Here is a 24,029-nt window from a genome sequence, read left to right on the forward strand (position 1 = left end):
CTTGGCCCCGCCAGCCAGATATGGTATTCGGGGCACCGTTTCCTGATCGCCACTCGTGACCGTCCGCACGCTGAATGAAGGCCGCGGCGGTGGAGATATTGCCCTATGACCACTTCGGCCAAAACCGGCTCCGCGCCCGACTCGTTCTTCTCCGCCACGCTTGCTCAGGCCGATCCTGAGATTGCCGAGGCGATCAAGGGTGAACTCGGTCGCCAGCGTCACGAGATCGAGTTGATCGCGTCGGAAAACATCGTCAGCAAGGCGGTGATGGAAGCGCAGGGCTCGGTGATGACCAACAAATATGCCGAGGGCTATCCGGGCGCGCGCTATTACGGCGGCTGCGAATTCGTCGACGTCGCCGAGACGCTGGCGATCGAGCGTGCCAAGAAGCTGTTCGGCGCTCAGTTCGCCAATGTGCAGCCCAATTCCGGCAGCCAGATGAACCAGGCGGTGTTCCTGGCGCTGCTGCAGCCGGGCGATACCTTCATGGGTCTCGACCTCGCAGCCGGCGGCCATCTCACCCACGGCTCGCCCGTCAACATGTCCGGTAAGTGGTTCAAGCCGGTGCACTACACCGTGCGCAAGGACGACCAGCTGCTCGACATGGACGCGATCGCCAAGCAGGCCGAAGAAGTGAAGCCGAAGCTGATCATCGCCGGCGGCTCGGCCTATTCGCGGAGCTGGGACTTCAAGCGCTTCCGCGAGATCGCCGACAGCGTGGGCGCGTATCTGCTGGTCGACATGGCGCATTTCGCAGGCCTCGTCGCCGGTGGCGTCCATGCCTCGCCGGTGCCGCATGCCCATGTCACCACGACGACGACGCACAAGTCGCTGCGCGGTCCGCGCGGCGGCCTGATCCTCACCAATGACGAGGCGCTGCACAAGAAGCTGAACTCGGCGATCTTCCCGGGTCTGCAGGGCGGCCCGCTGATGCATGTCATCGCGGCGAAGGCCGTGGCCTTCAAGGAAGCGCTGCAGCCGGACTTCAAGGTCTATGCGAAGAATGTCGTCGAGAACGCCAAGGCACTCGCCGAGACGCTGCGCGCGCAGGGCTACGACATTGTCTCGGGCGGCACCGATAACCATCTGATGCTCGTTGACCTCCGGCCGAAGGGCCTGAAGGGCAACGTCTCGGAGAAGGCGCTGGTTCGCGCCGGCATCACCTGCAACAAGAACGGCGTGCCGTTCGATCCGGAAAAGCCGTGGATCACCTCGGGTATCCGTCTCGGCACGCCCGCCGCGACCACGCGCGGTTTCGGCATTGCAGAATTCAAGGCAACCGGCGAGATGATCGCCGAAGTGCTGAGCGCGGTGGCGCAGTCCGGCGACGGCAGCGCGCCGCTGGTCGAAGCGGCCGTGAAGGACAAGGTCAAGGCGCTGACGGATCGTTTCCCGATCTATCAGTAAAGCCTGCTACCAAGTGGAGGCCTGCGCGGTCAGAAGGTCGCGCAGGAACGGATCTTTGGAAGGTTGTTGGGAATGCGCTGTCCGAACTGCAATAGCCTCGATACGCAGGTGAAGGACTCGCGTCCCGCGGAAGATTCCGCCGTGATCCGCAGGCGGCGCGTCTGCGTCACCTGTAATTTCCGCTTCACCACCTTCGAGCGCGTGCAGCTGCGCGAGCTCACGGTGATCAAGCGCAACGGCCGCCGGGTGCCGTTCGATCGCGACAAGCTGGTGCGCTCGCTCTCGATCAGCCTGCGCAAGCGGCCGGTCGATCCGGAGCGGGTGGAGACCATGGTCTCGGCCATTGTGCGCGAACTGGAAAGCGGCGGCGAGGCGGAGATTTCGTCGGAGACCATCGGCGAGATCGTGATGGAGCATCTGCGCGGGCTCGACGATGTCGCCTATGTGCGCTTCGCCTCGGTCTATCGCAACTTTCGCGAGGCCAAGGATTTCGAGGCGGTGCTCGGTGAGTTGAATTCCGAGGATGACGACCGGCCGGTGGTCGTCCGAAAATGATCTTCCGGATCCTGGAAGATCAATACGCGCAGAAATCTGCTGATGCCAAAGCAACCGACCTGCGCTTCATGCAGCTGGCGCTGACGCTCGGCCGGCGCGGGCAGGGCCGGACCTGGCCCAATCCCGCGGTCGGGGCGGTCATCGTGAAGGACGGTGTGATCATCGGCCGTGGCTGGACCCAGCCCGGCGGTCGTCCCCATGCCGAGCCGGTGGCGCTCGCGCGGGCCGGCGAAGCGGCACGCGGCGCGACGCTCTATGTGACGCTGGAGCCATGCTCGCATTTCGGCAAGTCGCCGCCTTGCGCGGACGCCATCGTCGCTGCGGGCATCGCGCGCGTGGTGGCTGCCATCGAGGATCCCAATCCGGAGGTTGCGGGGCAGGGCCATGCGCGGCTGCGCGCAGCGGGCATCAGGGTCGATGTCGGCCTGTGTGCCGAGCAAGCTGCGCGCGACCACGCCGGGCATTTCCGCCGCGTGCGCGACAAGCGTCCGCATGTTGTGTTGAAGCTGGCAGTGTCGCCGGACGACAAGATCGCCGCGGCCGGTCACAGGCCCGTCGCCGTCACCGGCGAGATGGTGCGGTCGCGCGTGCATCTGCTCCGTGCGCAATGCGACGCCGTGCTGGTCGGCATGGGCACGGTCATTGCTGACGATCCTGAACTGACCTGTCGCTTGCCAGGCATGATGAAGCGCTCGCCGGTGCGCGTGGTGCTCGACCGTGCGCTGCGCATGTCCGGTAACAGCAAGCTTGTGCATTCGGCGCGCATAACGCCGCTCTGGGTGATGACCTCCAGCCTGTCGGAAGCGCCCGCCGCGATGGCGCTGGGCGCTGCCGGCACGCAGGTGCTGCGCGTGCCGACCACGATCGCGCCGCCGCCAGGGCTGGATTTGCTCGCCGTGCTGCATAGTTTGTCGGAGAAGGGCATTACGAAGCTGCTGGTCGAAGGCGGATCGAAAGTCGCGTCGTCTTTCGTGGCTGCGGGTCTCGTCGACGAGGTCTGGCTGTTTCGCGGCCCCAAGGAGATCGGCGAGGGTGGCATCGCCGCGCTGGATGCATTGCCGCTATCGGCGATCACCGGGTCGCCTGACTTCGTGCAGCGTGCTAGCGAGACCATCGAGAATGACACCCTGACCATCTACGAAAGAAGCTAATGTTCACCGGCATTGTCACCGATATCGGCGAGATCGAGAGCCTGCAGCAAATCGCACAGGGCCAGTTGCACCGGCTGCGGATTCTCTGCGACTACGACCAGACCACCATTGCCGATGGTGCGTCGATCGCCTGCAACGGCGTCTGCCTCACGGTGGTCGGCTCCGGTGTCGCCAGCGGCAAAACCTGGTTCGACGTGGACGCCGCTGCCGAGACGCTGGGCATGACCACGGCGAAGCACTGGAAGGTGGGCAGCCGGCTCAACCTCGAGCGCGCGCTGAAGATCGGCGATGAACTCGGCGGCCATATTGTCGCCGGCCATGCCGATGGCATCGCGACCATCGTGTCGCGTGAGAACCTGCCGGACATGGCGCGGATCACCTTCCGCACCACGCGCGAGTTGGCACGGTTCATCGCCACCAAGGGCTCGATCACGCTGGATGGCGTGTCGCTGACGGTGAATACCGTCGATGACGTGCAATTCGCCGTGCTGATCATTCCGCACACGCTGAGCGTCACCACGCTGGGCAAGGCGTGGAATGAAGGCAGCGAGGTCAATATCGAGGTCGACCTGATGGCCCGCTATGCGGCGCGGCTGAGTGAAATGAAATAATTCGAGGCTCGATCAGCCCCTATCAGCCCTTGGCATATGGCGCCGCTGCGCCTAAAACCCTGCGCAATCAACCAATTCTCGCAAATTTGACGGAATACCGATGGCAGACGCGCGACGCGCTCATTTGCAGGACCAGACCGATATCACGGGCGCGCGCGTCCTGATCGTCGAGGCGCGGTTCTATGACGACATTCAGGATGCGTTGCTGGAAGGCGCGATCGTTGAGCTGAAGGCGGCTGGCGTGACCTTTGACGTGCTGACGGTACCCGGCGCACTGGAAATTCCTTCGACCATCGCGATTGCGGTCGATGCTGCCGCGAAAAGCGGCAAGCCTTATGAAGCGGCAATCGCGCTCGGCTGCGTGGTACGTGGTGAGACGTTTCATTTCGAGATCGTCTCGATGGAGTCGTCGCGCGGGTTGATGGATCTGTCGGTCGATCTGCGTCTGCCTCTCGGCAACGGGATCATCACCGTGGATACCGACGAGCAGGCCTGGGCGCGTGCGCGCGCCGGTGAATTGAACAAGGGCGGCGATGCGGCCCGTGCGGCACTGTCCGTGCTGCGCATCAAGCGCCGTCTGGCGAAGGCCTGAGCCGATGTCTGAGAAGAAAACGGCTGACAAGAAATCGTCCGACAAGAAAGCCGACCTCAAGAAGCCGGTCCCCAAGGGTGATCGCAAGGCCAACCGCCGCGGTGCCGCGCGTCTCGCCGCGGTGCAGGCGCTGTATCAGATGGATGTGGGCGGCGCTGGCATCAACGACGTCTTCGCCGAGTTCGAGAGTTTCTGGCTCGGCAGCGAGATCGAGGGTGACCAGTATCTCCCCGCCGAAGAGGCGTTCTTCCGCGATGTCGTGTCCGGCGTGGTGCGCGACCAGAACAAGCTCGATCCGCTGATCGACGAGGCGCTCTCCAGGGGCTGGCCACTGCAGCGTATCGAGGCGATCCTGCGCGCGGTGATGCGCGCGGGCGCCTATGAGCTGGAACATCGCAAGGACATTCCAGCGCGTGTCGTGGTGTCGGAATATGTCGACGTCGCGCATGCCTTTGTCGAAGGCGACGAGACCGGCATGGTCAATGCGGTGCTCGACCAGATCGCCCGGCAATTCCGCGCGGAAGAGTTTTCGCGCGCAGGACACTGACCATGTCAGCCGGGTCCAACGCATCCGGCGAAGACTCCCTGATCGCGCGCTACTTCAAGCCATTGGTGCGCGATCCCGGCGCGTTCGGCCTGACCGACGACGCCGCGGTGCTGAAGGCTGACGGCGAGGACATCGTCGTCAATACCGACGCCATTGTCGAAGGCGTGCATTTTCTCCCTAACGATCCCCCGGACACCATCGCGCGCAAGGCGTTGCGGGTGAACCTGTCAGACCTTGCCGCCAAGGGCGCGGTGCCGGCCGGCTTTGTGCTGACGCTGGCGCTGCGGACACATGATGAGGCTTGGCTCACCGAATTCGCGCGTGGACTTGGCGAAGACATCGCGACATTCGGCTGCGCGCTGCTTGGCGGCGATACAGTCTCGACGCCGGGGCCGCTGATGGTCTCAGTCACCGCCTTCGGACGCGTTCCGGTGGGCAAGATGGTCCGGCGTCACGGCGCGGCAGCGGGGGACCGCGTCGTCGTGAGTGGCACGATCGGCGATGCCGCGCTTGGCCTGGCGGTGCTGAAGAGTGGCGCGGTGGCCACGGCGCTGGCTGATGACAACAACGCGCGTGACGCGCTCGTGACACGCTATCGGGTGCCGCAGCCGCGCAACGCGCTGGCATTGGCGGTGCGCGATTTCGCGACGGCGTCGATGGATGTCTCCGACGGATTGGCCGGCGATCTCGCCAAGCTCTGCGCCGTTTCGGGGGTGTCCGCTGTCATCGATGCATCGGCTATTCCGCTGTCGGATCCGGCGGCAGCACTGCTGGATCGCGGCGTGATCGGTCTTGAAGCGGTTGTTGCCGGCGGCGACGACTACGAAGTCCTCTGCACCATCCCCGAGAATCGCACGACCGGTTTCGTGCAGGCCGCGCAACAGGCGGGCGTGCGGGTCGCGGTCATCGGGGCGATTGTTGCAGGTGCGTCATCGCCGCGCTTCGTCGACCAGGCGGGCAGGGACATCGTGTTGAAGCGCCTGTCCTACAGTCACTTCTGAGACTTTAGTACAGGTCGCTCAGGCCGAGGCGATCTCCCCTATATCTCCTCCAAAATTCCCGCTTTAGTCGCGTGACCGGCGTTGCACGCCGATACCGATTTTGCCATGCTCATCAAACGAGAGGCCGTCCTCACGTGCTGGGCAGGCCTCCTTTTTATGCGCCAAATAACAAGGCGCCGGGCAGGAAGGACTGAGGCAGATTCCATGACAGCATTGTGGGTGATCGTGCTCTGCGGGGCACTGTCGATCGTTTACGCGATCTGGGCGACGAGTTCTGTGTTGAAGGCCGATGCGGGTAACGCACGGATGCAGGAAATTGCAGAGGCTGTGCGGGAGGGCGCACAGGCCTATCTGAAGCGACAATATCTCACCATCGGCATCGTTGGCGTCGTGATCTTCGCGCTGCTGGCTTACTTCCTCGGCATGCTCGTTGCCTTCGGCTTCCTGATCGGTGCCGTGTTGTCGGGCGCAGCCGGCTTCATCGGCATGAACGTCTCGGTGCGCGCCAATGTCCGTACCGCGCAGGCGGCGACGATCTCGCTGGCCGGTGGCCTCGAACTCGCCTTCAAAGCCGGTGCCATCACCGGCATGCTGGTGGCGGGTCTGGCGCTGCTCGGTGTTACCATCTACTTCGCTTATCTCACGCACTTCCTGGGCCTCGCTGCCAACAGCCGCACCGTGATCGATGCGCTGGTGGCACTCGGCTTCGGCGCGTCGCTGATCTCGATCTTCGCGCGTCTCGGCGGCGGCATCTTCACAAAGGGCGCTGACGTCGGCGGTGATCTCGTCGGCAAGGTCGAAGCCGGCATTCCCGAGGACGATCCGCGCAACCCGGCAACGATCGCCGACAATGTGGGCGACAATGTCGGCGACTGCGCCGGCATGGCCGCCGACCTGTTCGAGACCTATGCGGTGACCGCGGTCGCCACCATGGTTCTGGCCGCGATCTTCTTCGCGAGTTCGCCATTGCTGGTCAACATGATGACGCTGCCGCTCGCCATTGGCGGCATCTGCATCCTGACCTCGATTGCCGGCACGTTCTTCGTCAAGCTCGGTGCCAGCCAGTCGATCATGGGCGCGCTGTATAAGGGCCTGATCGCCACCGGCGTGTTGTCACTGTTCGGCGTTGCCGCCGTGATCTACTGGCTGATCGGTTTCGGTCCGCTGGCAGGCGTGAAGTATACGGGTCTGGCGCTGTTCGAATGCGGCGTCGCCGGCCTCGTCGTCACGGCGCTGATCATCGTGATCACCGAATACTACACCGGCACCGACTATCGGCCGGTGAAGTCCATTGCGCAGTCGTCGGTCACCGGTCACGGCACCAATGTGATCCAGGGTCTGGCGATCTCGATGGAGTCGACAGCGGGTCCTGCGATCGTCATTATCGCCGGCATTCTCGTCACCTACAGCCTCGCGGGTCTGTTCGGTATCGCGATTGCCACCACGACGATGCTTGCGCTGGCCGGCATGATCGTAGCGCTCGATGCCTTCGGTCCGGTCACCGACAATGCCGGCGGCATTGCCGAAATGGCTGGTCTGCCGAAGGAAGTCCGCAAGGCCACCGACGCGCTCGACGCGGTGGGCAACACCACCAAGGCGGTCACCAAGGGGTATGCCATCGGTTCGGCGGGCCTGGGCGCACTGGTGCTGTTCGCGGCTTACAATGAAGACCTCAAATTCTTCATCGCCAATGCCGCGAAGTATCCGTACTTCAAAGATGTGCTGCCGGACTTCTCGCTGAACAATCCCTATGTGGTGGTCGGTCTGCTGTTCGGCGGCCTGCTGCCATATCTGTTTGGCGCGATGGGCATGACGGCCGTTGGCCGCGCGGCCAGCGCCATTGTCGAGGAAGTGCGTCGTCAGTTCCGCGAGAAGCCGGGCATCATGCAGGGCACCGACAAGCCGGATTACGGCCGCGCGGTGGATCTGCTGACCAAGGCAGCGATCAAGGAAATGATCATCCCGTCGCTGCTTCCGGTGCTGTCGCCCATCGTGGTGTACTTCATCATCTACACGATTGCCGGCGGCGGCGCGGTCGGCAAGTCGGCGGCATTCTCCGCGGTCGGCGCCATGCTGCTCGGCGTGATTGTCACGGGTCTGTTCGTGGCGATCTCGATGACCTCGGGCGGCGGCGCCTGGGACAATGCCAAGAAGTATATCGAGGACGGCCACTTCGGCGGCAAGGGCTCCGATGCTCATAAGGCTGCGGTGACCGGCGACACCGTCGGCGATCCCTACAAGGACACGGCAGGTCCCGCGGTGAACCCGATGATCAAGATCACCAACATCGTGGCGCTGTTGTTGCTGGCGATCCTGGCGCACTAGACGGCCACGATGCCGAATGCAAAAATCCCGCGGCGCAAGCCGCGGGATTTTTCGTCGTCCGTTTGATCAGGTAGGACCACATGCAGCCGTTGCCCCATGGTCGGGTTCGTTTTCGTCACTGTTTCGCAGCCATCGCGCTGTTTGTTGCTTGCGGCGCACCGGCCTCTGCGGCCGAACAATGCCCGGTCTCCGAGGCCGCTATCACGAAAGCGGGCGGTTTTCCCCAGGCTGTCACCGCTGCCATGAACACCGAGTTCAGCTGCGAAGGTGCATACCGGATCCTCGAACTCTGCCAGCTCGGCTCGTCCGGCGATAATGCGCTGTCCGACATTGTGCTGTCGAAATGCGAGCCGCGCTTCCTGCCCAAGGCAGTTGCCGCCACGAAGGCTGCCTATGAGAAGGCACGCGCCAAGTGCAACAAGATCGCGGAGAAGAACGAGGGTTCGATGTATCAGGGGCAGGCTGCCGTCTGCATCGCGCGCTCCGGGCGGGATTTCGCGCGGAAATACGGGACGAAGAGCTAGGGGTACTGTCGGCCACGGCGCGTTAGCGTAGACGACACAGAAAAGCCCCGCGATGTGATCGCGGGGCTTTTTGTTGGCATGGTCCGGCTTACGCCGCCTTGCTCTTCCTGCCGTCCTGGATCGCCTGCCAGATGCGCTCGGAGGTCAAGGGCATGTCGATATGGGTGACGCCGTAGTCGCTGAGCGCATCGACGACCGCATTGACGATGGTGCAGAGCGAGCCGGCGCAGCCGGCTTCGCCGCAGCCTTTGGTGCCCAGCGGGTTGGTGGTTGCAGGCGAGGGATGATCGCCGACCAGCATCAGCGGAATGTCGCCGGCGCGGGGCATCGCATAGTCCATGAAGGAGCCGGTGATCGGCTGGCCCGAGGCGTCGTAGCTGACTTTCTCCATCAGCGCCTGGCCGATGCCCTGGGCGACGCCACCATGCAACTGGCCGGCGACGATCATCGGATTGACGATGGTGCCGAAGTCGTTGACCGCGGCGTAATTGACGATGGTCAGCACGCCGGTGTCGGGATCGATCTCGACTTCGGCAACATGACAGCCGTTCGGGAAGGTCGAAGGCACATCCGATGAGGTGTGGTCGACGTCGAGCGAGGAGGGCACGCCGTCCGGCATCTTGCCCTCGCGCACACGCTGCGACAGTTCCATGATGTCGATGGAGCGGTCGGTGCCGGCAATGGTGAAACGGCCGGCCTTGAATTCGATATCGGCTTCGGAGGCTTCCATCAGATGCGCGGCCGCGACCTTGCCCTTGGTGATGACGAGGTCCGAGGCTTCGACGATGGCCTGGCCCGATGCGGTGATCGAGCGCGAGCCGCCGGTGCCGTTGCCCATGCGGACGAGATCGCTGTCGTTCTGCTCGAGCCGGATGGCGTCGAACGGCACGCCAAGCTGCGCCGACAGCACCTGTGCGAAAGGCGTGGCGTGGCCCTGGCCATAATCCAGCGTGCCGGTGGTCAGCGTCACGGTGCCGTCTTCGCCAAACGTAAGTTTACCGAGCTCGCCCGATGGCGGCGCGGTGACTTCGAGATAGGAGCCGACAGCGATGCCGCGCAGCTTGCCGTTTTTACGGCTGTCCTTCTTGCGCTTGGCGAAGCCCGCATGATCGGAAATTTCCAGCGCCTTGTCGAACACGCCCTGGAAGTCGCCGCTGTCATAGGTGACGCCGGAGGCTGCCGCGAAGGGTAGCTGCGACGGCTTGATGAAGTTACGCTTGCGCAGTGTGAAGCGGTCGATGCCCATCTCGTCGGCTGCGCGGTCGATCAGCCGCTCCATGAAGTAGTTGGCTTCGGGGCGGCCGGCGCCGCGATAGGCGCCCATCAGCGTGGTGTTGGTGAGCACGCATTTGATGTCCACCGACAGTAGCGGCGTCTTGTAGACGCTGGCGAGGTTCTTGCCGGTATTGAGCGACAGCGGGCTTGGCGACACGCCGGTGATATAGGCGCCGAGATTGCCGTAGCCTTTCAGGCGCACGGCGAGGAACTTGCCGTCCTTGTCGAGGGCGAGTTCGGCATGGATGTCCTGAGCGCGGCCGTGGCTGTCGGAGAGGAAGCTGGAGGAGCGCTCGTCGAGCCATTTCACCGGCTTGCCCAGTTCCTTCGCGGCATGCAGCAGACAGATATATTCGGGATAGCTGATGTTCTTCATGCCGAACGATCCGCCGACATTGCCGGTGAGGATACGGACCTTGTCCGGCGCGACGTTGAGCTGCTTGGCCAGCGTATTGCGGTTGCCGGCGACGCCCTGGGTTGGGACCTGGATCACGTAGCGGCTGCCGGATTTTTCGTAAGTCGCGAGCGCGCAGCGTGGTTCCATCGAGACCACCGCGACGCGCGTGTTCTCGATGTCGAGCTTCGTGACATGTGCAGCAGAGGCGAATGCGGCTTCCACAGCTGCGGTGTCGCCATAGTGATAGTCGAGCGCGACATTGTTCGGGATGTGATCGTAGAGAACAGGCGCGCCGGGCCTGGTGGCGGCCTCGCAATCGGTGACGGCGGGCAGGGCGTCGATGTCGAGGACGACGGCTTCGGCAGCATCGCGTGCCTGCGCTGCGGTCTCCGCCACGACGAAGGCGACGGGATCGCCGACGTAGCGCACCTTGTCGGTCATCAAAGCATGGCGATTGGTCTGGAACAGTGGGGTGCCGTCCTGGCTCTTGAGCGGCAAGCCGCAGGTGAAGGGGCCATAATTGGCGGCTTCGAGATCCCGGCCGGTCCAGACGCCACGGACACCGGGCATCGCCTTGGTGGCCTCGGTGTCGATGCCGCGGATCACCCCATGGGCATGGGGACTGCGGACGATCCAGGCATAAAGCTGGCCGGGCAGGTTCATATCGTCGGTGTATTTACCTTTGCCACGGACGAGGGTGTCATCTTCCTTGCGCCGCACCGGCTGGCCGACCCCGTATTTCTGCATGGTGATGGCGTTGTCGACGGGCGAGCCGGTAAAATCTTGCATGGTGAATCCGTCAAATGTGGATGATTTCAGGATTTGGCGCGGTCTGGCGCCTCTGCGGCCCCCCTCAGATAAGGCAGCGTTAGCTGTACGACAACGCACGATTGGGCATGGGGCTGCGCCAAGGTTGCGCTGATCCTGTGCCCTGCTAAACTTTCCGTGAAAGAATATTTCCATCTCGGCCGGAGCGGTCGCGGAAAGACAGATTGAATGGATGATGACACGCGGCTTCGCGGCGGCCATGAAGTGGACAACGCTCGGCCGGGCGAGGGTGTGCAGGGATTGGTTGCTGCAATGGCCGACGGCGCGCGCGAAGCCGCATGCGCCAACACCTATGCCGCGCTCGATCTCGGAACCAATAATTGTCGCCTGCTGATCGCCTGTCCCACGGGCGACAGTTTTCGCGTGGTCGATTCGTTTTCACGGATCATCCGGCTGGGCGAGGGCGTCTCGACATCCGGCGTGATCAGCGACGCCGCGATTGCCCGGGCGATCTCGGCACTCAGCATCTGCCGCGACAAGATTCGTGCCCGCGACGCGCAGCGGCTGCGGCTGATCGCAACGGAAGCCTGCCGGGCAGCATCTAATTCGGATGCTTTTCTCAATCAGGTGGCGCGCGAGACCGGCATCACGCTGGAGATCATCGACCGCGAGACCGAAGCGGCCCTGGCCGTGATCGGCTGCTCGCCGCTGATCGATCCGCAGGGCCGCGGCGCCATCCTGTTTGATATCGGCGGCGGCTCGTCGGAACTGGTGCGCATCGAGCGTGATCCCACCGATCCCTTGGGCAAACCGCTGATCAAGGCGTGGATGTCGATCCCGCTTGGCGTCGTGACGCTGGCTGAAAAATTCGGCGGCAAGCACGTGACCCGGGACAGCTACACGCAGATGATCGCGGAGGTCGCCAGACATGTGGCGCCGTTCGCCGCCGAACATGCCGGCGATCTCGACGGCATGCATATGCTCGGCACCTCGGGCACAGTGACCACGCTGGCCGGCGTCTATCAGGGCCTTGCGCGCTACGATCGCCGCCGCATCGACGGCATCTGGCTCAGCAATGCCGAGCTCGACGAGACCATCGCCAGGCTGCTCGACATGACCTATGCGGAACGTGCCGCCAACCAGTGTATCGGCCCGGACCGCGCCGATCTCGTCCTGTGCGGCTGCGCCATTCTGGACGCTATCCGTAACGCGTTCCCGCTGCCGCGGTTGCGCGTGGCGGATCGGGGGCTGCGGGAGGGCATGCTGGTGGAAATGATGCGCGAGGACGGCGCGATCCGCGCCTCCTGAGCCTGATTTCCCCGATTCAGAGCGATATTCGGGTTTCCCGTCATGCCGTGCTAAGGGAGACGCGAATAGCTGAAAGCAAGCACGAGACCATGGCCAAAGACACCACCGGACGCCTGCGGATCCAGGTCAAGAGCGCCGGCAGAATGAAACTGTCGTCGAAGCTCTGGCTCGACCGCCAGCTCAATGACCCCTATGTGCAGCAGGCCAAGAAGGACGGCCTGCGCTCGCGCGCGGCCTACAAGATCATCGAGATCGACGACAAGTACCGCTTCCTCAAGCCCGGCCTGTCGGTGGTCGATCTCGGCGCTGCGCCCGGCGGCTGGAGCCAGATCGCGGCGCGGCGCGTCGGCTCGGCCGAGGGCAAAGGGCAGGTGGTCGCCATTGATCTGCTGGAAATGCCGGAGATCGTCGGCGTGACCTTCGCCCAGATGGACTTTCTCGACAATGATGCGCCCGACAGATTGAAGGCGATGATGGGCGGTCTCGCCGATGTGGTGATGTCCGACATGGCGGCCAACACCACCGGTCATCGTAAGACCGATCAGTTGCGCATCGTCGGCCTCGTCGAAGATGCTGCGGCCTTCGCCGCCGACGTGCTCAAGCCTGGCGGCACCTTCGTCGCCAAGGTGTTCCAGAGCGGCGCCGACGCCACGCTGATGACCCAGCTGAAGCGTGACTTCGCGACGGTGAAACATGTGAAGCCGGCCGCGAGCCGCAAGGACTCGTCGGAGCGCTATGTGCTGGCGATGGGCTTTCGCGGCGTGGCAGGTGATCACCGGCTTGGTGAACACGACAACTGATCGGGCAGTTGTTCACTTCGTGCTCTCGCATTTCGGCGACAGCATCGGCACGTTTGGCCATGACCAGTTTCGCCACGATCCATCACGCTCGACACAGGCCGGCGGTGGTTTAACGGGTGCCGGATCGGTCTGCTCTTTGGCGTCCTGCGCGGTCACCTGCTCAACGGGCGCGGGCTTCGGCGGAAAGCGCCTGTTCACGTAGCCGAATGAGATGACGCCGGCGATGATCGTGAGGACGATCGTCGCGATGCCGATGACCCATTGCGAGCGCGTCACAACTCACCCCAGCTTTTGATCCCTGGCATCCGCGGTGCCTTCGCTGGCCGCCTTGACGGCGGCTTTTGCCTCGCCCTTGCGGCTGGCGATATCGATCACCTTGCGGCCGGAGATTTCATGGCCGGCGTCGTCCGGCATCTGCCAGAAGAACCAGGCCGAGGCTGCCGAGATCACGGACACCACGAGGAAGGCCGGCGCAAAATCGGCCGCGGACAATTCGGTCATGCCGCGCATCAGCATGGTGGATTCCACCGAGAACGCACCGATCGCGACGCCGGCGGAGATCGACAGCTGCTGGTTGACGCTGACCAGCGTGGTGGCGCGGCTCATCTGTGCCGTCTCCACTTCGGCATAGGCAACCGTGTTGATGGCGGTGAATTCGAGCGAGCGGAAGAAGCCGCCGACCACCAGGATAATCAGGATCAGCATCAGCGGCGTGGTCACCGTGAACAGTGCGCAGGCGGCGAGGAACACCGAACTCACCACGGCGTTGACGGTCATCACATTACGGAAGCCGAAGGCGCGGATGATGCGCGCCGCGAGCGTCTTCATGCCCATCGCGCCCACCGCCGAGCCGAAGGTCACCATGCCCGACTGAAACGGCGACAGGCCGAAGCCGACCTGCATCAACAGCGGCAGCAGGAACGGCAATGCGCCGATGCCGAGCCGGAACAGAAAGCCGCCGATGATGGCGGCGCGCAAGGTCACCAGCCGCATCAGCGAGAAATCCAGCACCGGGGATGCCGTGCGCCGGGCGTGGATCACATAGAGGGTCATCGACACCGTGCCGATGCCGACCAGTGCGGCGACGATTGGCCACGGCAGCAGATTAAGGCCCGCGACCGAGAGGCCGAATGCGATTCCGGCGAGGCCGACGCCGGCCAGCACCAGACCCAGCAGATCGAAGCGCTCCGGATCCTCCGAGCGGATCGGATCGATGAAGCGCAGCGCCAGATAGATGCCGAGGCAGCCGATCGGAAGGTTGATCAGGAAGATCCAGTGCCAGGAGAAGTAGGTGGTGATGAAACCGCCCAGCGGCGGTCCGATCACCGGGCCGATCAGTGCCGGCACCGTCATCCACGCCATGGCACTGACGAGCGCGCTCTTGTCGATGGAACGCAGGAGCACGAGGCGTCCCACCGGCGTCATCATGGCGCCGCCGAGGCCCTGGATGATGCGGGCGATGACGAAATGCGTGACCGATTGCGACAGTGCGCAGCCGATCGAGCCGATCATGAACACGCCAATAGCGATGGAGAAAACAGCGCGTGCGCCGAAGCGGTCGGCGGTCCAGCCGGATGCCGGAATGAAAACCGCGAGCGAGAGCAGATAGGAGGTGATCGCCAGTTTCAGCGTCAGCGGGCTGGTACCGATATCGGCGGCGATGGCCGGCAGTGACGTCGCGATTACCGTGGAGTCCATGTTTTCCATGAACAAAGCGGATGCGACGATCAGCGGGATCAGGCGTTCTTTGGTCATGAAATGATTGACGATTCTTATGAGTGCCCAAGCTGCGGGCGCTTTAACATCCTGCCGAAGCGCGGGCTATTGTGTGAAGCCGAATACCTCCTAAATCATCCGTGACTGCGCCCGCCCGGCTGAAGGCCGAAAACGCCTAAAATGCCTGTGCATGGCTGCCAAACGCTTTGATTTCGTACAGCAGCATGCTATCGACCACCGCCAATCCTACTTATGGGTTCAGATTCGACGACGGTGTCCTGCACCGCCGTCGAATTGGTGCATCCAGAGGTTTCTACCGCGATCCCGAGGTCGCCGCATGGAGTTGGCAATGGCAGTCGTTCAGAAGATCCGCGAAGCTTACACGTTCGATGACGTTCTGCTGAAGCCCGGCCTGTCGGACATCCTGCCTTCCGACGCCGATATCCGCTCCCACGCCACCCGTGCCATTCCGCTCAATATTCCGATCATCGCCTCGGCGATGGATACCGTCACCGAGGCCCGCATGGCGATTGCCATGGCGCAGGCCGGCGGTCTCGGCGTGATCCACCGCAACTTCGATCCGGAAGGCCAGGCCGCGCAGGTTCGGCAGGTCAAGAAGTACGAATCCGGCATGGTGGTAAATCCGCTCACCATCGGTCCCGACGCCAAGCTGGCCGAAGCGCTGGCGCTGATGAGCGAGCACGGCTTCTCCGGCATTCCCGTCGTCACCGGCGCGAGCAAGGACGTTCCCGGCAAGCTGGTCGGTATTCTCACCAATCGCGACGTGCGCTTCGCCAGCAATCCGAACCAGAAAATTTCCGAACTGATGACGCACGAGAATCTCGTGACTGTGCGTGAAGGCGTCAGCCAGGATGAAGCCAAGCGCATGCTGCACAAGCATCGCATCGAGAAGCTGCTCGTCGTCGACGATCAGTATCGTTGCGTTGGCCTGATCACCGTGAAGGACATGGACAAGGCCGTCGCGCATCCGCTGGCCAGCAAGGATGCGCAGGGCCGTCTGCGCGTAGCTGCCGCAACCACTGTGGGCGAGGGCGGTTTCGAGCGCACCGAGCGTCTGATCGATGCGGGCGTCGATGTCGTCGTCGTCGACACCGCGCATGGCCATTCGATGCGCGTACTGGAAGCCGTGACGCGCATCAAGAAGATTTCGAACTCCGTGCAGGTGATTGCCGGCAATATCGCCACCACCGAAGGTGCGCAGGCGCTGATCGATGCGGGCGCGGATGCGATCAAGGTCGGCATCGGTCCGGGCTCGATCTGCACCACGCGCATTGTCGCCGGCGTTGGCGTGCCGCAGCTCACCGCGATCATGGATGCGGTGGAAGCCGCGAAGAAGCACAACATTCCGATCATTGCCGACGGCGGCATCAAATTCTCGGGCGATCTCGCCAAGGCGCTCGCTGCCGGTGCCGACATCGCGATGGTCGGCTCGTTGCTCGCGGGCACCGACGAGACCCCCGGCGAAGTGTTCCTGTGGCAGGGCCGTTCCTACAAGGCCTATCGCGGCATGGGCTCGGTGGGCGCCATGGCGCGCGGCTCGGCGGATCGCTACTTCCAACAGGACATCAAGGATACGCTGAAGCTGGTGCCGGAAGGCATTGAGGGCCAGGTGCCCTATAAGGGCCCGGTGGCCAATGTGATGCATCAGCTTGCCGGTGGCCTGCGCGCCGCCATGGGCTATGTGGGCGCCAAGACGCTGACCGAATTCCACGACAAGGCAGAATTCGTCCGCATCACCAGCGCCGGACTGCGCGAAAGCCACGTGCATGACGTGACGATTACCCGCGAAAGCCCGAATTACCCGGGCGGTGCTTAACTATACCGGGCAGTATTGCGGTGCCACATAGGCATCGCTGCCTAAATTGAGCCCCACAGATCGGCGAAAACGCGCTATTGTTCGCGCGTCACGTGCGCTGTCGGCCATGGATGTCCCGATATGGATTTCCAGGGCCGGACGAACCCGGCGGCGGAGCTTGGCTCCGCGTCGCGTTGTGATGCTCATTTTCGACAATGACCTCGTCACGCGTCGAAGTAACACCCGCAGAAAAGAACGTTGGATACTATGGCCATTGAATGGACGGACGAACGCATTGCGGCTCTCGACACTGCGCAACTGAAAAACCTGCGTGAGAACGCCACACGCCGCGAGGTCACGGCGCTGGTTGAGCTTTGCACCACCGAGCTCGCCAAGCGTAATGCCGACAAGCCGCGCAGGATCGGCCAGCCGCGCAGCGAGGCCAAGCAGTTCGAGCACGACATGTCGGCGGAACTCGCCACCGTCGGCAAGGCAATGGCCGAGAAATACGATCTCTCCGAAGCGACCGCCAAGGCGAAGTCCGAAGGCGTGAAGGGCTTCAAGGCGCACAAGCTGCTCGGCTCCGATGGCCATGCCAAGCTCGGCGGCATGCAGCGCGACGGCTCGGTCGCCGTCGATCGCTACATCTCCTATCGCCGCGGCACGGATATCGCGTCGCTCAGTGTGTTCCTGCTCAAGGACCAGCCGATCGAGACGCATGAGTTTCAGGTGATCGCACCGCTGACGATGCTCGACGGTGGCAAGCCGGTGGCTGAAATCCGCCCGACGGCAACGGCGGCGCAGAAGCAGTCGGCCGATGGCGGTCTGTCCTTCAAGGATCTCGACAGTGCAGCTGCAGCATTCGACAAGGTGCTGGCGAAACTCACCGCCTGATATTTGCCGGTTTACGTTTTGAATGCGGCGCGCGATCATCGCGCGCCGCATTTTTTTGCGATCAAGAACAACAAACGGAGAAGTCCCATGTCAGCAGCCAAACGCGTCGTTCTCGCATCGCGTCCGCACGGCGAGCCCGGCCCATCGAATTTCCGCGTTGAGGATTATGCCGTGCCGACGCCAGGCGCAGGCGAGGTGCTGCTGCGCACGATCTGGCTGTCGCTCGATCCCTATATGCGTGGGCGCATGAGTGACGGCCCGTCCTATGCCGCGCCGGTGCCGGTGGATGGCGTGATGGAAGGCGGCACCGTGTGCGAGGTGATCGCCTCGAACAATCCGGGTTTTGCCAAGGGCGATATCGTGCTGGCCCATGCCGGCTGGCAGACCCATGCGATCTCCGACGGCAAGGGCCTGCGCAAGCTCGATCCGAAACTGGCGCCGATCTCGACCGCCGTCGGCATTCTCGGCATGCCGGGCATGACCGCCTATACCGGCCTGCTTGCCATTGGAAATCCGCAGGCCGGCGAAACCGTGGTCGTGGCCGCGGCGTCAGGTGCTGTGGGCTCTGCAGTCGGCCAGATAGCGAAGATCAAGGGCGCGCGTGCCATCGGTATCGCGGGCGGTGCCGACAAGTGCCGCTATGTGAAGGAAGAACTCGGCTTCGACGAGTGCCTCGATCATCGCGATCCGGATTTTCCGGCGAAGCTCAAGGCCGCGTGCCCCAACGGCATCGATGTGTATTTCGAGAATGTCGGCGGCGCCGTGTTCGAGGCGGTGTTTCCGCTGCTGAACTTCTTCGCGCGCATTCCGGTATGCGGACTGATCGCACAGTACAACGATACGACGTCAGAGGCGCCCAAATGGGCCGGCGCGATGATGCGCAACGTGCTCACCAAACGCCTCAACTTCCGCGGCTTTATCGTGCGCGACTTCGCATCGATGCATGGCGATTTCCTGCGCGACATGTCGCAATGGGTGCGCGAGGGCAAGGTGAAGTACAAGGAACACGTCACTGAAGGTCTCGACAATGCACCGACGGCGTTCATGGGGCTGCTCAAAGGCGCGAACTTCGGCAAGCAGCTCGTGCGGGTCGGCGCGGACAAGGCGTAAGGCGGATACGCCTTCAAGCTGTCATCACTGCGGGCGCACTGTGCCGTCCGCATTGATGACGGTGAACAGATCGATGTCGGTCTGGCCCGGTGCGCGGCTGTGACGAACTTTAAAGCCGCTGGGCTGGAAACTGTATTCGACGAGCCCGACCTCCTTGACACCGATCGTCTCCTGCTTGTCCTCGGGACGAATGATGAAACTGCTCGAGGGCGCCCAGATGTGCCTGACGCCGCGCCATGTGTAGTCGCGCCGCTGGTGGACGTGACCGCAGGCGACGAGCCGCAGATCGACAGGGTCAAGCAGATCGATGAGACGGCGGCGCGCTGGCATCGGGACATAGCGGATCGACGTCGCGGCTAGTTCCGGATCGTCCGGGCTATTCAGAAATAGCGGTTTGTGGATGAACAGCGCCAGCGGTCGTCCGTTCAGACCCGCCAGTTGCGAGGCGAGCCAGTCGAACTGCTCCTCTTCGCAGGCGAGCCCGCTATTCATGATCAACGAGTTCAGACCGATGAAACACCAGCCAGCCGCGTTGAAGCGCCAGTGGTCGTGTCCAAAGACCGAAACGAATGCCTGCCGGCTTGGCTCGGAAATCAGTTGGGATGGCGGCGGGGCGACCAGAGTCGAGTTGTCGCCGATGTCGTGATTGCCCGGCAGATAGCGGCAGGCGACGGGAAGGGCGTCATGCTGTGATCTGGCGAAGGCCAGGTCATCGGGATGGCCCGGGCCATCGAAGGCAAGATCGCCACTATTGATGACGAGGTCCGGCTTTGCCGCGTCGATGAACGCGCTGACGCGCTGGAAATTCGAGACGAATTGCGGAAAGCGGGCGCCGAGATGTGTATCGGTGATCTGGATCAGGCGGAATTCGGACATGGCGGGAACTCCTCTAAAGGGGAGTTTAACCGTTCCGGATGTCAGCCGGATGGCTCGCGCGGCCGAAAGTCAGATCACGCGATACCTGATCGCATAGCCATCCTCGGTGCGGGTTGGCTTGCCCGCACGGGCTGAGGCGATCACCTGATCCACCAGATGCCACGGGCTGAATTCAGCCGAGTGACTCGGGCTTGCGGCCAGCCGCAGCTTGAAGATCAGCGGTGCTTCGCCGGGCACGTTCACGATCATCACACGCTGCGCAGTGCGAAATTTCAGCGGCACCGTGCCCTTGAGAATGCTCTCGCCCTTGCTCGTGAAAGTCGGGCCTTCGCTGATGGCGGCGAGCGCCTGGTTGCGGTCGGTATGCAATTCGATCTGCGTGGCTTCCGCGATGATCTTCGCCGCGACCGCGTCGGGCAGGCGGATTTCGAATTCGACGGCGGGTCGGGTCGGATTGATGCCGAGATAGCCCAGTGCCGTGTGGCGCATGTCGGTGGCGGCGAAGGCGAGGAGGCCCAGCACGGCCAGCGCCGCGACGCCGTGGTGGACCACATCATGGACCGAGCGATACCGGGCCCGGAAATAGAGATTCAGCAGGATGGCCACCGCGAGCGCCGCGGCGGCGCCGGCCAGCGCCGACATCGTGAGGCCGGCCCAGCTGTCCGGGTCGCCGGGCGTCAGCATCGCAAAGAGGGCATCGAGATAGGCCATGGCAGGGCTCACGGGCAGAACTCTTGAGGCTGGCGCGCCGCCGGGCAGCGCCTGCAAATGGGTGTCGAAGGCGGCCCAGCGGGTTCAATGGAACCTGCATGGAACCGATATGGAACTCTTGGGCCGGTTAATCGTCATGTTCCAAGGGGCGGGTCTGTAGCGCGAGCGGGGTGCCGCGCGGCTCTGAATTCCCGGGCTGAGGAAATTTCGATGTCGATTCAATGGGTTTTGTTGCCGGTCTTTGTGTTGGTGGCCATCACGCTGGGCGCCTTTTTCTGGACAGGGCGGCGCGGCGGCGTGTTAAGCCGCAACGATGCCGGCGACCTGCCGAATACCGCTCCGCAGCTCGATCTGCTGTTCTATGCGCTGATCGCCATCGGCTTGCCGCTTCGCAAGATCGATCTGGTGCTGGTCTGCCTGTCCTGGGTGTTCGTGATCGCCCGGTTCGTGGGCGCTGGATTTGTCGCCAATAGCCGGGGATCGCAGGCCTGGCTCGCCAGCGCGCTTGTGTTGTTGGCGATGTGGTTCTACTTCGCGCTACGGATGCTTCTCCTGATCTGATCGGGGGTGGCGTCGCGCCTCTCTCCGTTGAAAGATTGCCATGACTCCCGCCGCACGCCTCTCCGCCGCGATCGAAGTGATCGAGGTCATCGACACCCAGCGTGTCCCCGCCGCCAAGGCGCTGAAGGAATGGGGCACCGCGCACCGCTTCGCCGGCTCCGGCGACCGGGCCGGGATTTCCGGGTTGGTCTGGGACGTGCTGCGGCGACGCGCCTCCAGTGCCTGGATCATGGACGACGACACGTCGCGGGCGCGGTTGCTCGGCATGCTCAAGGCCGAGCGCAGGATGGATGTCGATACGATTGCCGCGCTCTGTGACGGCAGCGGTTTTGCGCCGGCGCCGCTGTCTGACGCGGAGCGCTCGGCGCTGGCGTCGCGCACTGTCGCGGATGCACCGGCGCATATTGCCGGCGATTATCCGGAATGGCTCGATGGCCAGCTTGCCGATGTGTTCGGCGACGATCGCGTGGCGGAAGCCACCGCCATGGCCAGCCGCGCGCCGCTCGACCTGCGCGTCAACACGCTGAAGGCCAAGCGCGACAAGGTGCTGGGCTCGCTGCGCCATCTCGGCGCCACCGAGACGCCGTGGTCGCCGCTGGGGCTGCGGATCGAGCTCGGTGCCGATGCGCGCAATCCCGGCATCCATGCCGAGGAGGATTTCATCAAGGGTGGCATCGAAGTGCAGGACGAGGGTTCGCAGCTTGCGGCCCTGCTGTCCGGCGCCAAGCCGGGCGAGCAGGTGATCGACCTCTGCGCCGGGGCCGGCGGCAAGACGCTGGCGCTGGCGGCGATGATGCAGGGCAAGGGCCGGCTGATCGCCACCGATGCCGACAAGCGCCAGCTGGCACCGATCCACGAGCGGCTGTCGCGCGCCGGCATCCACAATGCCGATATCCGCACGCCCAAGGGCCCGGACGATACGCTCAGCGACATCCACAACTCCGCAGACCTCGTGCTGATCGACGCGCCATGCACCGGCACCGGCACCTGGCGTCGCAATCCCGACGCCAAATGGCGGATGCGGCCGGGCGCCCTCGAGGTCCGGATCAAGGACCAGGCCGAGGTCCTCGACCGTGCGGTGGCGCTGGTGAAGCCGGGCGGCCGGATCGCTTATGTGACCTGTTCGGTACTTCCCCAGGAAAACCGCGACCAGATCCGCGCCTTTACCGCCCGACAGCCGGAGTTTTCGGTGGTCCCGCCGGCGCAGGTGATGTCGGTGCTGTGGGACAAGGCCGAGGATTTCGCGGCGGCGACGTATCAGAGCCCCGAGGGCTTGCTGATGACCCCGCGGCGGACCGGAACGGATGGGTTTTTCGTGTCGGTCATGACACGCAAAAAGGCATAGTTTTCGGCAGGACAATGCGAATTCCGGCATTGCGAGGCCGGCATGAGTCGCGTAATTCCTCGCTATGACAGCCCCCAGCAAAACATCCGTTTCGCCCGCCGATCCGTCACCCAATGTGGCCGCGGCGCATGACAAGATTCTGATCGTCGATTTCGGCTCTCAGGTGACGCAGCTGATCGCGCGGCGCGTCCGCGAGGAGGGTGTCTATTCCGAGATCGTGCCGTTCAACAAGGCTGAGGCCGCCTTCGCCGAGATGAAGCCGAAGGCCGTGATCCTGTCCGGCGGTCCCGCTTCAGTGCTTGACGATAACGCACCGTCCGCGCCGCTGTCGATCCTCACCGCCGGCGTTCCGGTACTCGGCATCTGCTACGGCGAACAGACCATGGCGCAGCAGCTCGGCGGCACCGTCGAAGCTGGGCACCATCGCGAATTCGGCCGCGCCGCCATCGAGATCACCGACACCTGCGCACTGTTCGACGGTGTGTGGGAAGTGGGCGGCAAATACGATGTCTGGATGAGTCATGGCGACCGCGTCACCAAGATGCCCGACGGCTTTCGCGCGGTCGCGAAAGCTCCGGGCTCGCCGATCTCGATCATCGCTGACGATGTCCGCAAGTTCTATGCGATGCAGTTCCACCCGGAAGTCGCGCATACGCCCGACGGCGCAAAGCTCATCCGTAACTTCGTCCGCAACATCGCCGGCTTCACCGGCGACTGGACCATGCGCGCCTTCCGCGAGGAAGCGATCGAGAAGATCCGCGCGCAGGTCGGCAAGGGCCGGGTGATCTGCGGTCTGTCAGGCGGCGTCGACAGCGCAGTGGCTGCCGTGCTGATCCATGAAGCGATCGGCGACCAGCTCACTTGCGTGTTCGTCGATCACGGCATGCTGCGCAAGGACGAGGGCAAGACCGTCGTCGACATGTTCCGCGGCCACTACAATATCCCGCTCGTGCATGTGGATGCAGCGAAGACATTTTTGGGCGAGCTCGAAGGCGTCACCGATCCCGAAGTGAAGCGCAAGACCATCGGCCGGCTGTTCATCGACGTGTTCGATGCGGAAGCGAAGAAAATCGGCGGCGCGGATTTCCTCGCGCAGGGTACGCTGTATCCCGACGTGATCGAGAGCGTCTCCTTCACCGGCGGTCCGTCAGTGACCATCAAGTCGCATCACAATGTCGGCGGGCTTCCCGCGCGCATGAACATGAAACTGGTCGAGCCGCTGCGCGAGCTGTTCAAGGACGAGGTGCGCGACCTAGGCCGCGAACTCGGTCTGCCCGACATCTTCGTCGGCCGCCATCCGTTCCCCGGACCAGGTCTCGCGATCCGCTGCCCCGGCGAGATCACGCGTGAGAAGCTCGACATCCTCAGGGAAGCCGACGCCGTCTATATCGACCAGATCCGCAAGGCCGGCCTCTACGACACCATCTGGCAGGCCTTTGCCGTGCTGCTGCCGGTGAAGACCGTCGGCGTGATGGGCGACGGCCGCACCTATGAATACGTCGTCGGCCTGCGCGCCGTGACCTCCACCGACGGCATGACCGCCGACTTCTATGCTTTCGACATGAAGTTCCTCGGCGAAACCGGGACGCGCATCATCAACGAGGTGAAGGGCGTCAATCGCGTGGTGTATGATATCACGAGCAAGCCGCCTGGGACGATCGAGTGGGAGTGATTCACGTCCGGCAAGCCGGGTAAGCGGTGGTTACCATCACCCCGGTCCGGGAAGCATGCCTGCGGTC

At 63.6% G+C, this 24,029-nt stretch carries 22 protein-coding genes; 17 read left to right on the forward strand and 5 right to left on the reverse strand.

Translation table 11 applies throughout. The annotated features are described in order from the left end of the window. The first annotated feature begins 105 nt into the window (after positions 1 to 105). The 9 genes from glyA (at position 106) to AB8A33_RS10610 (ending at position 8,713) form a co-directional block, all read left to right on the forward strand. Positions 106 to 1,407, forward strand: coding sequence for a serine hydroxymethyltransferase (gene glyA, locus AB8A33_RS10570; protein ID WP_439092662.1), 1,302 nt, complete (start codon positions 106 to 108; stop codon positions 1,405 to 1,407). Positions 1,408 to 1,479: 72 nt separating this feature from the next. Then, on the forward strand, positions 1,480 to 1,962 hold the full coding sequence (gene nrdR / locus AB8A33_RS10575; protein ID WP_439092663.1) for a transcriptional regulator NrdR: 483 nt from the start codon (positions 1,480 to 1,482) through the stop codon (positions 1,960 to 1,962). Further along, the gene (ribD, locus tag AB8A33_RS10580) at positions 1,959 to 3,113 is read left to right on the forward strand and encodes a bifunctional diaminohydroxyphosphoribosylaminopyrimidine deaminase/5-amino-6-(5-phosphoribosylamino)uracil reductase RibD (RefSeq protein ID WP_439092664.1); all 1,155 of its coding nucleotides are present in this window, start codon (positions 1,959 to 1,961) and stop codon (positions 3,111 to 3,113) included. Before nrdR ends, ribD begins: the two co-directional genes overlap by 4 nt. Then, positions 3,113 to 3,724, forward strand: coding sequence for a riboflavin synthase (locus AB8A33_RS10585; protein ID WP_439092665.1), 612 nt, complete (start codon positions 3,113 to 3,115; stop codon positions 3,722 to 3,724). The genes ribD and AB8A33_RS10585 overlap by 1 nt, the downstream gene beginning before the upstream one ends. Before the next feature lie 100 nt (positions 3,725 to 3,824). Next, positions 3,825 to 4,316, forward strand: a complete 492-nt coding sequence (gene ribH / locus AB8A33_RS10590) for a 6,7-dimethyl-8-ribityllumazine synthase (protein WP_439092667.1) — start codon at positions 3,825 to 3,827, stop codon at positions 4,314 to 4,316. A gap of 4 nt (positions 4,317 to 4,320) precedes the next feature. Further along, on the forward strand, positions 4,321 to 4,863 hold the full coding sequence (nusB, locus tag AB8A33_RS10595; RefSeq protein WP_439092669.1) for a transcription antitermination factor NusB: 543 nt from the start codon (positions 4,321 to 4,323) through the stop codon (positions 4,861 to 4,863). A 2-nt stretch (positions 4,864 to 4,865) separates the two neighbouring features. Beyond that, positions 4,866 to 5,864, forward strand: a complete 999-nt coding sequence (gene thiL / locus AB8A33_RS10600) for a thiamine-phosphate kinase (RefSeq protein WP_439092671.1) — start codon at positions 4,866 to 4,868, stop codon at positions 5,862 to 5,864. Positions 5,865 to 6,068: 204 nt separating this feature from the next. Further along, entirely contained in the window at positions 6,069 to 8,189 is a 2,121-nt protein-coding gene (locus AB8A33_RS10605; RefSeq protein WP_439092672.1) for a sodium-translocating pyrophosphatase, read from the forward strand. Between the two features lie 80 nt (positions 8,190 to 8,269). Beyond that, positions 8,270 to 8,713, forward strand: a complete 444-nt coding sequence (locus tag AB8A33_RS10610; protein ID WP_439092673.1) for a hypothetical protein — start codon at positions 8,270 to 8,272, stop codon at positions 8,711 to 8,713. Positions 8,714 to 8,801: 88 nt separating this feature from the next. Here AB8A33_RS10610 and AB8A33_RS10615 read toward each other — a convergent pair whose 3' ends face one another. After that, positions 8,802 to 11,174, reverse strand: a complete 2,373-nt coding sequence (locus AB8A33_RS10615; protein ID WP_439092674.1) for a xanthine dehydrogenase family protein molybdopterin-binding subunit — start codon at positions 11,172 to 11,174, stop codon at positions 8,802 to 8,804. 207 nt (positions 11,175 to 11,381) lie between these two features. On the opposite strand from AB8A33_RS10615, the gene AB8A33_RS10620 reads away from it, so the two are divergent. Together AB8A33_RS10620 and AB8A33_RS10625 are read left to right on the forward strand one after the other, a co-directional pair. Beyond that, entirely contained in the window at positions 11,382 to 12,461 is a 1,080-nt protein-coding gene (locus AB8A33_RS10620; protein WP_439092675.1) for a Ppx/GppA phosphatase family protein, read from the forward strand. Positions 12,462 to 12,550: 89 nt separating this feature from the next. Continuing rightward, the gene (locus tag AB8A33_RS10625) at positions 12,551 to 13,261 is read left to right on the forward strand and encodes an RlmE family RNA methyltransferase (protein ID WP_068730972.1); all 711 of its coding nucleotides are present in this window, start codon (positions 12,551 to 12,553) and stop codon (positions 13,259 to 13,261) included. A 12-nt stretch (positions 13,262 to 13,273) separates the two neighbouring features. On the opposite strand, the gene AB8A33_RS10630 is transcribed toward AB8A33_RS10625, so the two are convergent. Together AB8A33_RS10630 and AB8A33_RS10635 are read right to left on the reverse strand one after the other, a co-directional pair. Beyond that, positions 13,274 to 13,537, reverse strand: a complete 264-nt coding sequence (locus AB8A33_RS10630; RefSeq protein ID WP_439092676.1) for a hypothetical protein — start codon at positions 13,535 to 13,537, stop codon at positions 13,274 to 13,276. 3 nt (positions 13,538 to 13,540) lie between these two features. Then, positions 13,541 to 15,016 (reverse strand): MFS transporter, encoded by a 1,476-nt coding sequence (locus AB8A33_RS10635; protein ID WP_439092677.1) that lies wholly within the window; start codon positions 15,014 to 15,016, stop codon positions 13,541 to 13,543. A 310-nt stretch (positions 15,017 to 15,326) separates the two neighbouring features. Here AB8A33_RS10635 and guaB point away from each other — a divergent pair, with 310 nt between their 5' ends. The 3 genes from guaB to AB8A33_RS10650 all read left to right on the forward strand — a co-directional run bounded on the left by guaB (position 15,327) and on the right by AB8A33_RS10650 (position 18,797). Next, positions 15,327 to 16,814 (forward strand): IMP dehydrogenase, encoded by a 1,488-nt coding sequence (gene guaB, locus AB8A33_RS10640; RefSeq protein WP_089263865.1) that lies wholly within the window; start codon positions 15,327 to 15,329, stop codon positions 16,812 to 16,814. 246 nt (positions 16,815 to 17,060) lie between these two features. After that, on the forward strand, positions 17,061 to 17,687 hold the full coding sequence (locus AB8A33_RS10645) for a hypothetical protein (protein ID WP_439092678.1): 627 nt from the start codon (positions 17,061 to 17,063) through the stop codon (positions 17,685 to 17,687). A gap of 87 nt (positions 17,688 to 17,774) precedes the next feature. Then, positions 17,775 to 18,797: an NADP-dependent oxidoreductase gene (locus AB8A33_RS10650; RefSeq protein WP_439092679.1), complete on the forward strand. Its 1,023-nt coding sequence runs from the start codon at positions 17,775 to 17,777 to the stop codon at positions 18,795 to 18,797. 24 nt (positions 18,798 to 18,821) lie between these two features. Here AB8A33_RS10650 and AB8A33_RS10655 read toward each other — a convergent pair whose 3' ends face one another. Together AB8A33_RS10655 and AB8A33_RS10660 are read right to left on the reverse strand one after the other, a co-directional pair. Then, a complete protein-coding gene (locus tag AB8A33_RS10655; RefSeq protein ID WP_439092680.1) occupies positions 18,822 to 19,673 on the reverse strand; it encodes a metallophosphoesterase family protein in 852 nt (283 codons plus the stop codon). 69 nt (positions 19,674 to 19,742) lie between these two features. After that, a complete protein-coding gene (locus tag AB8A33_RS10660; RefSeq protein WP_439092682.1) occupies positions 19,743 to 20,396 on the reverse strand; it encodes an acriflavin resistance protein in 654 nt (217 codons plus the stop codon). 198 nt (positions 20,397 to 20,594) lie between these two features. Between AB8A33_RS10660 and AB8A33_RS10665 the strand changes: the two genes are divergently transcribed. From AB8A33_RS10665 to guaA, 3 genes are all read left to right on the forward strand, one after another. Next, positions 20,595 to 20,945 carry a hypothetical protein gene (locus AB8A33_RS10665; protein ID WP_439092683.1) on the forward strand — a complete coding sequence of 117 codons (351 nt, stop codon included), beginning with the start codon at positions 20,595 to 20,597 and terminating at the stop codon, positions 20,943 to 20,945. A 40-nt stretch (positions 20,946 to 20,985) separates the two neighbouring features. Further along, positions 20,986 to 22,290, forward strand: a complete 1,305-nt coding sequence (locus AB8A33_RS10670; RefSeq protein ID WP_439092685.1) for an RsmB/NOP family class I SAM-dependent RNA methyltransferase — start codon at positions 20,986 to 20,988, stop codon at positions 22,288 to 22,290. A gap of 64 nt (positions 22,291 to 22,354) precedes the next feature. Continuing rightward, entirely contained in the window at positions 22,355 to 23,962 is a 1,608-nt protein-coding gene (gene guaA, locus AB8A33_RS10675) for a glutamine-hydrolyzing GMP synthase (RefSeq protein WP_439092686.1), read from the forward strand. Positions 23,963 to 24,029: the final 67 nt, after the last annotated feature.

The organism is Tardiphaga sp. 813_E8_N1_3 (assembly GCF_051811025.1).
GTDB lineage: Bacteria > Pseudomonadota > Alphaproteobacteria > Rhizobiales > Xanthobacteraceae > Tardiphaga.